Source organism: Oleiphilus sp. HI0125, assembly GCF_001635355.1.
Genome location: NZ_LWGF01000211.1, coordinates 1 through 11299, shown reverse-complemented (window position 1 = coordinate 11299; position 11299 = coordinate 1). Strand labels below are relative to the sequence as shown.

Sequence of the window (11299 nt, the reverse complement as noted above, 5' to 3'; positions counted from 1 at the left end):
TACATCAAAATATAATTGCTCTTACTAAGTTATTTTGAAGTGAATATATCGTAGGTAACCAGATAAAATATGATTTTGAAATTGCTAATTAAGCTGGTTGGTACGAATCAGCCGCAGAAAAAGTTTCAGCTAGAGTGCCGGTTGATGTTTGCCTTTGTTGGGAAATTTAAATTCTGTAGAAAGTTTTTTCAGCGGCGTATTTATTACAAATATCACTGTGAAGTAAGCCATGAGGCGAACGTGCCGGCCTCAACACAATTTGTTCACCCTGTAGGAGTAATTATTGGTTCTCAGGCAATGTTGGAAGAGAACGTTACGGTTTATCAAGGGGTCACTATTGGAGCAAATTTACGAGGCGATAATTCAATGCCTCGGATTGGTAGAGGTTCGACCCTTTGCGCTGGAGCGAAGTTAATTGGTGGAATTAATATAGGTAAAGGTGTGATTGTGGGGGCGAATTCAGTGGTCACTAAAGATGTTCCGGACGGCTCAATCGTTGTAGGGGTAAACCGAATCGTTGGTCAAAACAAGGCTTAATTAGTTGAAAATCCTAATTATCTCATCCTATACAGATACATGGAACTCTGTTCGTCCCGAGGCTGAAATTTTCATCGGCTTAGTCAAGCTCGGTGTTGATGTGACATTAATGACCGAAGGCGATGCGGAGTATGTTTCCCGATTTGAAGAGAATGGCGTAAAAGTCATCGATTTTCATCCGAAGAAAAAGCTTGAATGGTCCGCAATTCGGCGTATTCGTTCTGAGTTAAAACAGGGTGGGTATGATGCTCTGTACATGTTCAATAATAAGGCTATTACGAACGGTTTATTCGCGGCAATAGGCTTGCCCGTAAAGACGATTAGTTATCGTGGTCAGACGGGTAATATTTATTGGTATGACCCCACGAGTTATTTGACTCATTTACATCCGCGCTTAGATGCGATCATTTGTGTGGCAAATGCGGTAAGGGATGACTTACATTTACAATCTCGTTTACCGAAAGAGAATATCGTCACTGTCTATAAAGGGCATTCGCTGGACTGGTATCAGGATCAACCTGCTGATTTGAGTGAGTTTGGCATTCCATCGGATGGCTTTGTGGTTGGTTGTGTTGCCAATGATCGGCCTCGAAAGGGGTTGCCGGTATTGCTTGAGGCTTCTAAGTTGCTTCCACAAGACAAGGATATTTATTTCTTGTTAGTGGGCAATGGTATGGATAGTGATCATATTCAAGCGCTCATTCAAGAAAGCCCAATGGCTGAACGTATAAAAGTAGCAGGACATCGAAAAGATGCACCGGCTTTAATAGCCGCGTGTAATGTATCTGTATTACCTTCTATTAAGCGCGAAGGTCTTCCTAAAACTGTGATTGAAGCGATGGCATACGGCACAGCAGTTATTGTGTCTGCTACCGGAGGAAGTACAGAATTAATCGTTGATGGTGAGAGCGGTATTCGGGTTGAACCTGGTGATGTGAACGCTATTTCATCTGGGATTATAACCCTTGAAGAAGACCGAGAGCTATGTGCACGGATGGGCGAAGCAGGCAAGAATAGAATTCTTACGCACTTTAGCACGGAGAAATCTGCCTTAGATACTTTGGAATTTTTGAATAAGTTAGTTGTTACAAAGCGCTAGCGTTAAATGAAAAAAACTGAAACACTAACTTTATAAAAATAATTGTTCATGAGAATACGGATGCTCAGTCGCTTGGATCGCGTTTTACTTACGAGTGCTATTTTGACCGCACTTTTATTTAGCTCTTTTAGTCGAGCAAGTGGTGTATCTCCTTACCTCCCATTGCACATGTCTCCTGAAGCTGAGCGTCAAATAGAGCGTTTACTGGTTTTATCAGGCACCCCAGTGTTAACGAGACCTATTCCTGCAGCTCTGGTGCACAAGGCCGTTAAAGAATACTGTCAACAAACGAGCGCTCTTTGTCGACAGGTGCGTTCATACTTAAAACGCTTTGCTCAGACTGACGGTTTTACCTATGCAAATTTAAATCTGAGGCTGGCAAGTGACAAGCGTGCTCCGATAGCAAATCAACGTGGTGAGTCTACCGATAATGTTGCTAGTATCAATGCTCAGTTGTATGTGCGAATGAGTCCCCACTGGTATGCATTCTTAGGTGGTGAGCGACGCGAAGATGGCGAGTCGCTTGAGGGAACATATTCAAGTTTTGGTTGGGACTGGATGCAGTTAGATGTGGGTTACAGGCCGCATTGGTTGAGTCCGTTTCAGCACGGTGCAATGTTATTTAGTAGTAACGCGGAGACCACACCTTCGTTAACACTCTCAAGCCCGATGCCTATTGGAAGCTGGGGATTTCGTTATGAAATGTTTGCCACTCGCTTGAGTCGCTCAGACAATATCGCTTATCAAGGTGGTAAGGTGTCCGGAAATCCTTGTGCGATTGGTATGCACTTGGGGATAAATCCAGTTCGAAATATATCTTTTGGAGTAAATAGGGTCATGATGTACGGCGGTGGTGCGAGAGGAAAGTGCCATGAGCCTAAAGATTTATTCAAAGCGTTTTTTGATCCAAGTTCTGCAGACAATGCAGGTAATAATCTTTCCAAAGATGATGAGTTTGGAAATCAAAGTGCTTCTTTTACCTCTCGAATCAATGTCACAGGTAGAGTACCTTTTAGCTTATATTTTGAATACGCGGGTGAAGATACATCCGTCAATAAATTTTATCGTTTGGGTAATGCGGCTTTGATGGGGGGGGCTTACTTTCCCGCCCTGTTCAGTGATCTGGATCTTACGATTGAGCATGCTGAATGGCAGAATGGATGGTATGTCCACCATATTTATCAAGACGGAAGTGTGTCGGGCGGTAACATAATTGGCCATGCCGCTGCAGATCAAAGAGAGTCTGGCGATGGAGTAGGAGGGAGAGCAACAACCTTGTCCTCAAGTTGGCAGTATCATGCTGGACGAATGTTATACATGCAAGTTCAATCAATCCAACAAGCGTCTTATTCAAACCAGAATTATGATCATGCCCTCGATGTTTTGATACGACATTCTTTTGCCGCCAAGGAAGCGCTTTGGGGCATAGAGGGGCGTTCCGGGAAGAATGTATGGGGTGATGATTATTATTCGATTGGAGCATTTACGCGATGGTGATGTACGGACTAATTAGCTTTGTGTTGCTGCTGTTTTCACCTGTACTTTACTCTATGGATGAGTTCACTTATTCCTTGAATGCGGGTGGAGCCTCAAGTCAGGTAAAGATCTTACTCAATGGAGGTGATAATGCGCCTGCAAGCACAAGCGATTGGGATGCGGCCTTGCTGTTAGGAGCCTCTGTACATGGTGTTTACGAAGAAGACCATCATCTAGGCTTAGCTTTTCAATTCACGCAGGCTGATGGTGATAACTTATATTCATTCCGTCCGTTGGACTATAAATATCAGGTAGTCGACGACATTTATATCAAGAGTTTTTTTGGTTTTGCTCGCTATGACCAGACTACGCCTGCACATGGTTATATTCTTGGTTTGGGATTGGAGTGGATGTTTCTTTCAGATGTAAGTTTCAGTACTGAATTTGCCTATGGCGATAAGGTGGCGCGTGATCGAGTTCTGGCGAGTGATCCTCCATCTTTGCAGTCATCGTCTCCAGAGATTTTTTACGATATATATATCGGAAGCTTTTATTTGTCTTGGTACTTTTAGTGTACGGTCTATGAAAGTAGCTATTATTCAAAAAGACTTAAAAAATCTAAGATCAGGTGTATCTAGGCTTGTTCGGTCAGAGCTAGAGGCTTTAGATCGGGCTGGAATTCAAAGTATTGTCGTTTCGGAAAAAGTGAATCCCGTTGTGCACGCCTCCACAATGGCGAGAGTGAAGAAAACAATTCGTTGGCCTCTAAAGGGATTTTTTAGGCGAGCTTTTTTTAAGTTTCAAGCAGGGCTTTGGATAAAAAATCTTAAACCAGATGTTAGTGTTGGTCACGGCGATATCGCTGATGTTGATATTTGTTTTATTCATAATTGCGTGCACTTGGAACACGAAGTTATCCAGGGGAAGGCTCTACCTGAGAGAAATGATGTGGGTAAATTGTATACTCAAGTTCTCAGTGCTAGTCAGTTTAAAACGATAGTGTGTAACTCAGAAATGATGAAGCAAGATCTTACAAATAGGTTTGCTCTTCAAGGAAAAAATATTGAAGTATTGTACCCAGGATGCGACCCCGATCATGTCTTGTCCTGTGATACGAACGTTCGAGATAATCTCAATATCGAAGAAGAAGCTTTCGTTATTGGATTGATCACGTCCGGAAATTTTAAAAAACGTAATGTCGATTTTTTTCTTGAATTTACTAAGTCTCTTCAGTTCGATCATCCCTTACACATTGTGGTTGCGGGAAATGGCAAACGCTCGGCTTATACGGAGTTGATAAACTCTCATCCTCATGCAGTTCATTTTTTACCATCAACAGATTGTGTCGCTAATTATTACAGTATGTTAGATGTATTCGTTCTTCCTGCTCATATTGAAGAGTTTGGTATGAGCGCATTAGAAGCAATGACATGTTCTAAGCCGGTTGTATTGCACAAAATGGTTGGTGCGAGTGAAATACTGGAGGGTGAATCTCTTCGCTTCTCACTGCCTAGCTTAAATAAAGATGTTTGGGTCTCATCTGTCCAAGACTTGTTAGATGATCAAGCGTTACGCAATAGAGTAGCTAGGCAAAATCAAGAAACTTCCCTCAAATACACTGCGAAAGAACAGAACAAGAAGTTTATTGCGCTAGTTCAAGCTGCTTACCAAGAGTCCTAATATCAACATGACAAAACAAGAACACTACGCCGCACTCTGCAACATGTATCGTGCAGCGCCAATCAATAGCTTTTACCCTCCTCGCATCGAGATCCAAGAGGGCAAATGTACGATCGAAATTGATCTCAAGCCTGAGTATTGTCATTCTGCTGGTGGCACGCATGGTTCGGTTTACTTTAAGATTTTAGACGATTCAGCATTCTTTGCGGCAAATTCATATGAAGATGAAGTGTTTGTGCTTACGACGTCTTTCACGACCTATATCACGCGTCCTGTTTCTGAGGGAATCATGCGTGCGGAAGGCAAGGTTGTGAACATGAATCGAACGCAGTTTATTGTTGAGTCCATAGCCTATGATTCAGAGAATCGAGAGATTGCACGAGGTAATGGTATCTTTGTAAGAGGAAAATTTCCTCTCGAGAAAGCATTAGGCTATTCATAAAGTAACGCGCCAATAAAAGCGATAAGTGCTGCGATCGAGCATAAGCTAAGCAGCAATGGTCTGAATCGATTGTTGTCATCGATGTATGGCCTCGCTTTTACCCCAAGTACGAAACCTAATAGGCATACCGGCAAAAAACTAAGACTTTCTATTAGTAGCTGCTGATTTAATACGCCGATATAGGCGTAGGAAATCATGCTGATTGTGCAGCTATAACCAAAATATATCGACAGGTTTGCGCGTATGTTTTGAGGCTTTCCGTGCTGCATGACTAAGGCCATAGGCGGTCCACCAATGGACGTCGTCGTTCCCATTATTCCACTGATAAATGCTGCAAGCCCCATTCGTCTTGGGGTGTAATCAAACTGCTTGCCATAGTAAGAAATGATTACCGCCGCAAAAACGCATCCGGCGACAAACAGTTGAAGGGCAAAAATATCGAGTTGAAGTAGTAACCATGCACCTAATATCGTACCGGGGATTCTTGTAACAAAAGGCAGCGCTAAGGCGCGATATTCGATGTATTCGCGCTGATTCCAGGTGTTGAGAACGCTCAAGAATAGCGCGCATAAGGTGAGTGCGACGGGAACCCATAAAGGGTTAAGGATGACAATAATAGGTGCGGCAATCACAGCCATTCCAAAGCCCAATGCAGTCTGAATCCAGCATCCGACAAATAAGCTCAGTGCAGCAAGCAGACAAATCCACAAATCCATACTTGCTTAACCTTTAGCGCAAAGTAGGGCGTCGATTTTTTGTAAAACCATTTGAGTACTGATGTCTGCCATCAGATCAATGCCTTTAACTCTAAGGCCCCATTTTAGTTGGTCGGCGCCTTTTCCTTGTTGAAGCATCAATTGTTCGTGATATTGCTCTGCAACAAAATCTAGGCTGTTATATGGCCCTGTTCGCGCAGGATTGGAATGTGCATATAAACCAACACATGGTCGACCTGCTGCATTAGCCATATGCAAAGGTCCTGTGTCGGGTGCGAGAACAAACAAGGCTTTGCTTAATAATGCATAGAGTTGTTTTAATGACGTTTTTCCCACAAGGTCGATTACATCAACGCGAGTAAGCGCCATGATGTCTCGAGCTAGTTCGTAGTCGAGTTCTGAAGGGCCGCCGCACAGTATGGTTTTTATACCCTTGCGCTCAAGGCTATGAATCACCTCAGTATAACGATCAGGTAGCCAGCAGCGTTCTCGCTTGCTTGCAGCGGGGCAAATAATGGCGGTAGGTTGTGAGGGTAGAATATAGTTGTATGCGAATTGCTTATCTTCATCACTCACCGCGATATTCCAGCGAGGAGGGTAGCAATCCTCTTCCGAAGCTCCTAGGGTCATGGCGAAGCTTAAGAAACTATCTAGTACGTGTTGACGAGCATCCTTTGGGTTTAATCTAGGTATCCGCTCATTAACGACAAGCGAATGCCCTTCTTTGGCCCGTTTAAAGTCATACCCTATTTTTCGTTTTGCAGGAATCAGATGCGCTAAGCGGTTTGCACGCATTGCCACTTGCATTTGTAACAAAACATCAAACCGACGACCGCTAAGAGTTTGTTTTAAGTCCTTAATCGCAGTTGAACCGCGACGTTTATCGAAAACGATAAACTCAATGCCGGGCAGGTCATGAACGAGTTGATGCTCTAGCTTGCCGATAATCCACGTAATGTGGCTCGCAGGATATGCTCGCTGAACAGCCTGCACGGCTGCAACAGCGTTACAAACATCGCCTAGTGCAGAGAGCCTAAGAACGCAAACTGACTTTGGCGCGTCTTGCTGACTATTGGTCATCGTGTTGTTGGATTTTTTCGATGATGCGTGTGGTTGAGCAACCGTCTACAAAATCAATGACAGCAACCTGCCCGCCGTTTTTTTGGACGATATCTGCGCCTACGATCGTGTCGATGGTGTAATCACCACCTTTCGCCAATACATCCGGCATAACTGTTTCGATAAGGTAGAAAGGTGTGTCGTCGTATTGATCGCCTTTCACCTCTCCAAAAGGAAGGACCCAGTCGACGCTTGCGAGTCCGCCGATCACCGTAGCGCGTTCTTCATAACCATTCACGGGGCGTGTTTCACCTTTTAAGCGTTTAACGGATTCGTCTGAGTTTAATCCCAGTACAAGTCTATCGCCTAATGCTCGCGCTTTTTCTAAATAGCGCACATGCCCTGCATGAAGAATATCGAAGCAGCCGTTGGTGAATACAATTTTTTCGCCAGCAAGTTTGGCAAGCTCTATGTGACGCAATGTCTCTTCGTAAGTTTCGGTCTCGCGGGTTCCTCGATGTTCAAAGAACACACGATTTGCGATTTGGTAAAGCTCTTCAGGAGAAACTGTTTCGGCACCCAGTTTAGCCACGACGACTCCGGCTGCTAAATTCGCTATCTGCGCCGCATCTTCAAGAGGGGTGCCTGCCGCCATCATTAAGGCCAAGGTGCCGATGACTGTGTCGCCTGCACCGGTTACGTCAGCGACTTCAAGTACACGGGTTGGCATGTCATGTTTTGAGGAGGGTGTGATGACCGACATACCTTGTTCGCTGCGAGTCAGAAGGATGGCATCGAGATCGCATTTTGCCATCAGTGCTTTCGCTGAAGCGTGAATGCTCTCCTCGCTGTCGGTTTGACCTCCAGCAGCAATAAATTCTTTCAGGTTTGGCGTGATGACGTGTGCGCCACGGTAGACCGATAAATCTGAAGACTTTGGATCGACTAAGATTGTTTTGCCACGTTTGCGTGCTTCATGAATCATTTCTCCGACATAGCGTAAAGAGCCCTTGTTGTAGTCGGAAAAAATAACGAAATCATAGTTATCGATCTGAGCTATAAATTGTTCTTTCAAGGTTTGCGCATGCGCATCTGCAAAAAGCTCTTCGAAATCAAGACGCACCACTTGTTGATGGCGACTGATGACACGAAGCTTGGTGATTGTTGGCTGTTGATCTTGACGAATAAGTGCGGAGCTTACTTTGTCTGTTGCGAGCATGGCTTCAAGACGATCGGCGTTTTCATCATTGCCAATTAGCCCCATTAAACTAACTTGCCCGTTCAAATGCGCAATGTTGCGTGCCACGTTTGCCGCGCCGCCAATTCTGTCTTCAAGATTGTTGATTTTAACAACAGGAACCGGAGCTTCTGGAGAGATTCTTTGCGAGTCTCCTTGCCAGTAGCGATCAAGCATTACGTCGCCAACAACAAGAATATTCAGGTCAGAAAGGTGGTCTAAAACGGAAATATCAAACATTAAATGGTGCAGCCAAGCTATGCGTCAGAGGAATGAATTAACAACGCAATAGCTTAGCTTAAATGAGTAAAACCTTACAGCTTTGATGTTTGATCTATCTATTCTTCAATGTTTGCTGCTTTTGTTCTTGAAATAGCTGCATTCATTGAGTCGGCAGTTAAATTAACGTTATTCAGCAGGTGAACAGCAAATTCGATGTTATTGATATCTGTGTCCTGTATTGTTAGTTCTGTTGGGGCTGTGTGAGCTGGGTATGCCCCGCATATTTCAGCGAATTCACAAATAGTATAGTTACTATCAATATCACTTCCTCCTAACAGGTTGTAGTTACCTGGAGGCACATTTAGTAATTCAAATTGATAGACGCCATCGGTTACTTTTTCTGCTATGACTGTTTGTTCAACTAGACCAAATAACGAACTAAAAAGAACTACGTATACCGGAGGTGCATCGTCAACGGAGAGATTAAGTGGCTCGATAGATAATGTAACTGTGAGAGAAATAGATGAGCCCTTACTTTCAGTAAATATGATTTCAGCCTCGTATTGTCCTTCAGTTAAGCCCAAGGCATCTGCAGAAATTGCATAAGAACCGAAACCGTTTGAATCGGTATTTAAGTCAGATATGTACAACCAAGAACCGTCATTACCAGTAATGGAAATATCCGAAATGTTAGATTCGCTGCCTTGGTTGAACAATGAGACTTGTGAGAATAGCTGATAGCTTGTTAGCTCGATAGATGAGTTTGTTAATACTAATTTCGGTTTTAATGTTTTTTCCAGTTCTTTAGCCAAGCCTTGCGCTGCTGTGACCGCTTTTCTAGCATCTATTTGGCCGGCGCCGAAATAAAACGCATCACCGTTGCCGTTGTTAAGGCCTTCGTTACTGGTGAGTTTTCCGTCTCTAAGTAGGATGTCGAAATCTGCAGGGCTTAGCTCAGGGTAAGCTGATTTCATGAGTGCAGCGACACCTGCTACATGTGGTGCTGCCATAGACGTGCCTTGTGAGTATTCATAACCAGAGCTGAGAATACCTGTATCAAAATCTTCATCGACAAACGTGCTTAATATCTTTGTGTTATTGCTCGTGCTGTCAGAATCGGAAGCTCCGCCAGGGGCGACTAGGTCTAACGTCGGTCCAAAGTTAGAATAGGATGCGAGCTTGTATTCTTGAGTAAAAGGATCGAATGGCTCGAGAGCTCCAACAGAGACGACGCCGTCATAGGATGCTGGGTACTCTGGTGTAATAACGCCCTCATTTCTTTCTGTCGAGTAGTTATATTCACCATTACCTGCAGCAGCAATAATGATCACTCCTGCATTTCGTGCATAGTTGATATTGTCTTGAAATACTTGTGAGTATGGAGCACCGCCTATACTCATGTTTATGATATCGGCTCTTTGGTCGGGTAATTGTCCACTATCGTTAGATAATCCGGCAGCAAATCGTACGCTCTGAATAATGTCATACGTAGCTCCGCCTCCTTTGCCTAAGGCGCGCATAGGCATTATTTTAGCGCCCCAAGAAACACCCGCTACTCCTGTATCGTTATTAGTATTAGCAGCTATTGTTCCTGCAACGTGGGTTCCATGCCATGACGAGCTCCCATCGTCATAAACTTGATCACCTGGGTCATTGGGGTCATCGTCCGGTCCATCTCCATCAAGTGAAGCCTCTTGATCAATAATGAAGTCGTAACCGGGTACGAATTTCCCGACAAGATCTTCGTGGCTAAGCCATACGCCAGTATCTATTACTGCAACAATCACGTCAGAAGAAAAACCTGTCTCAAGATCCCATGCTTGCTCTAGATTAATTTGAGGGTAGTGCCACTGTTTGTTGTAGGCTGAATCTATCGGGGTGGCAAAGTTAGTTACACGATAGTTAGGTTCTGCAAGCGCAATATCTGCACGTTGCTTTAACTCTTTTATTCGCTTCAAGGTTTGCCTTAATGCGTACGATTTTGGCTGATACTGCTGTAAGAAATTATCTAATTGATCGGATGACTCAAATGAGGCAGTTCTAACTTGTTGTTCCTCGAAATTAAATTTGGCGAGCGCCGTTCGTGTGTAGTCAAAGTGATTAACACTTGATGCGATCGATGCTGCAGAAGTGCGCGTGTTCAAGTTAACGCGTTGCTGCACGATTGCTTGATTAGGGATGATGTTTTCTGTTGCTCCAAAAATCCGGGAGCCACCAGAAGGGGCTGCAAAATTAAGAGTGTAACGTACCGCGCCTTCAACGGCCTCGACCACAACATAGTAAGTGCCGTTAGATGAAACGGTAACTAAATCTATTTGATCCTTTATATTGCTAGAACGGCCGACTAGCTGAAAGTTTTCATCATAAAGTTCAAGGTCTGCATCAGAAAGGCTGTCCTTGTAGCCTATTGATTTCAGACTAATTAATTGATCCTTTTCTAAACTAACTTTTAAAAAATCTATTCGATCAGGGAAGTTTGAGTAATTACCGTTGGGCGCGTCAAAAGAGCTGCGTGATACGAAGCCTTGAAAGGGTAAATCACTACTAATTTCTTGCGCTCTTTCAAAGAAATTATTGTTTGCTGTGTCGGTGTTTATGTCGTTAATATCAGCGTCAGTTTGAAAAGCGGTTTGTAGATAAATCGTGCCGCGTACAGAAGCAAGTTGCTCACAGCTAAGGCGTATGTCGAGAGGTGCTGAGCCGACAGTTGCTGGGCCGTTATTGAATAATTGACACTCGGTATCGAACGGGAAAGGTTCTTCAATGTTGACGACGAAGGTGTCGCCATCACTTACTAAATATTCAAATGCAAATTGCCCATTACGAGAGAT

The 11299-nt window shown here is 43.9% G+C and carries 10 protein-coding genes; 6 read left to right on the top strand and 4 right to left on the bottom strand.

What is annotated here, in order from left to right:
* Positions 1 to 240 precede the first annotated feature (240 nt).
* The 6 genes from A3762_RS28185 (at position 241) to A3762_RS03260 (ending at position 5234) form a co-directional block, all read left to right on the top strand.
* The gene (locus tag A3762_RS28185; protein WP_231876739.1) at positions 241 to 537 is read left to right on the top strand and encodes a serine O-acetyltransferase; all 297 of its coding nucleotides are present in this window, start codon (positions 241 to 243) and stop codon (positions 535 to 537) included.
* A 4-nt stretch (positions 538 to 541) separates the two neighbouring features.
* The gene (locus A3762_RS03280) at positions 542 to 1636 is read left to right on the top strand and encodes a glycosyltransferase family 4 protein (protein WP_068754064.1); all 1095 of its coding nucleotides are present in this window, start codon (positions 542 to 544) and stop codon (positions 1634 to 1636) included.
* A gap of 102 nt (positions 1637 to 1738) precedes the next feature.
* On the top strand, positions 1739 to 3133 hold the full coding sequence (locus A3762_RS03275; RefSeq protein WP_197468986.1) for a capsule assembly Wzi family protein: 1395 nt from the start codon (positions 1739 to 1741) through the stop codon (positions 3131 to 3133).
* A complete protein-coding gene (locus A3762_RS26955) occupies positions 3133 to 3684 on the top strand; it encodes a hypothetical protein (protein ID WP_068480770.1) in 552 nt (183 codons plus the stop codon). The genes A3762_RS03275 and A3762_RS26955 overlap by 1 nt, the downstream gene beginning before the upstream one ends.
* Before the next feature lie 10 nt (positions 3685 to 3694).
* Positions 3695 to 4792 carry a glycosyltransferase family 4 protein gene (locus A3762_RS03265; RefSeq protein ID WP_068480773.1) on the top strand — a complete coding sequence of 366 codons (1098 nt, stop codon included), beginning with the start codon at positions 3695 to 3697 and terminating at the stop codon, positions 4790 to 4792.
* 7 nt (positions 4793 to 4799) lie between these two features.
* The gene (locus tag A3762_RS03260; RefSeq protein WP_068500566.1) at positions 4800 to 5234 is read left to right on the top strand and encodes a PaaI family thioesterase; all 435 of its coding nucleotides are present in this window, start codon (positions 4800 to 4802) and stop codon (positions 5232 to 5234) included.
* Here the strand turns inward: A3762_RS03260 and A3762_RS03255 are convergent.
* The 4 genes from A3762_RS03255 to A3762_RS03240 form a co-directional block, all read right to left on the bottom strand.
* A complete protein-coding gene (locus A3762_RS03255; protein WP_068754057.1) occupies positions 5225 to 5950 on the bottom strand; it encodes a sulfite exporter TauE/SafE family protein in 726 nt (241 codons plus the stop codon). The two genes, A3762_RS03260 and A3762_RS03255, sit on opposite strands and share 10 nt — an antisense overlap.
* A 6-nt stretch (positions 5951 to 5956) precedes the next feature.
* Positions 5957 to 7030: a glycosyltransferase family 9 protein gene (locus A3762_RS03250; RefSeq protein WP_068480782.1), complete on the bottom strand. Its 1074-nt coding sequence runs from the start codon at positions 7028 to 7030 to the stop codon at positions 5957 to 5959.
* The gene (hldE, locus tag A3762_RS03245; protein ID WP_068480785.1) at positions 7020 to 8486 is read right to left on the bottom strand and encodes a bifunctional D-glycero-beta-D-manno-heptose-7-phosphate kinase/D-glycero-beta-D-manno-heptose 1-phosphate adenylyltransferase HldE; all 1467 of its coding nucleotides are present in this window, start codon (positions 8484 to 8486) and stop codon (positions 7020 to 7022) included. The genes A3762_RS03250 and hldE overlap by 11 nt, the downstream gene beginning before the upstream one ends.
* Positions 8487 to 8584: 98 nt before the next feature.
* A partial coding sequence (locus A3762_RS03240) for a S8 family peptidase (RefSeq protein WP_068754055.1) occupies positions 8585 to 11299 on the bottom strand: 2715 nt, incomplete at its 5' end.